The sequence below is a fragment of the Enterobacter sp. EGD-HP1 genome, assembly GCF_000733275.2.
GTDB lineage: Bacteria > Pseudomonadota > Gammaproteobacteria > Enterobacterales > Enterobacteriaceae > Enterobacter.
Map to the genome: position 1 here is coordinate 1 of NZ_AVOP01000029.1, position 621 is coordinate 621.

The 621-nt window shown below is 45.4% G+C and carries 1 pseudogene; it reads left to right on the forward strand.

What is annotated here, in order from left to right:
• Positions 1 to 127 precede the first annotated feature (127 nt).
• Positions 128 to 562: pseudogene (tnpA, locus tag N037_RS15610) on the forward strand (IS200/IS605 family transposase).
• Positions 563 to 621: the final 59 nt, after the last annotated feature.

Below are 621 nucleotides of genomic sequence, written 5' to 3' on the forward strand. Positions count from 1 at the left end.
TTTTTATTGTCACCCCTAAACCACCTCCTAGGGAGGTGGTGATTGATCCTGTAAGGCTATAGCCTGAAGAATGCCCATGCCGGAATATCTCTGCTTACTCACCACAAGTAAAAGGAGACAGACCGACATGGGGCTTTACAGGAGTTCATCACATGTATATTGGCGTTGCAAATACCACATAGTCTGGACGCCAAAGTACCGCTTCAGGATCCTGTAAGATAAGTTGAGTAAGGAGCTTTACAGGACAATCTACATTCTCTGCGGAATAAAAGATTGTGAGGTTCTGGAGCTAAATATTCAGCCAGATCATGTACATCTTGTTGTAATCGTCCCACCTAAAATCTCAATATCAACCCTGATGGGGCATCTGAAAGGCCGCAGTGCAATCAGGCTCTACAATCGTTTTCCACATATACGAAAGAAGCTATGGGGTAACCACTTTTGGTCACGTGGCTACTTTGTAGATACTGTCGGTGTGAACGAGGAAATTATCAGACGATATGTGCGGCATCAGGAGAAAATGGAGCAAACGCACGAACAGCAGATGGAATTGCTAGAGTAGCATGAGGAAGGTGACAATCGCCCCCCTTACAGGGGGCATTCTCAAAAGCCACCTTCTAA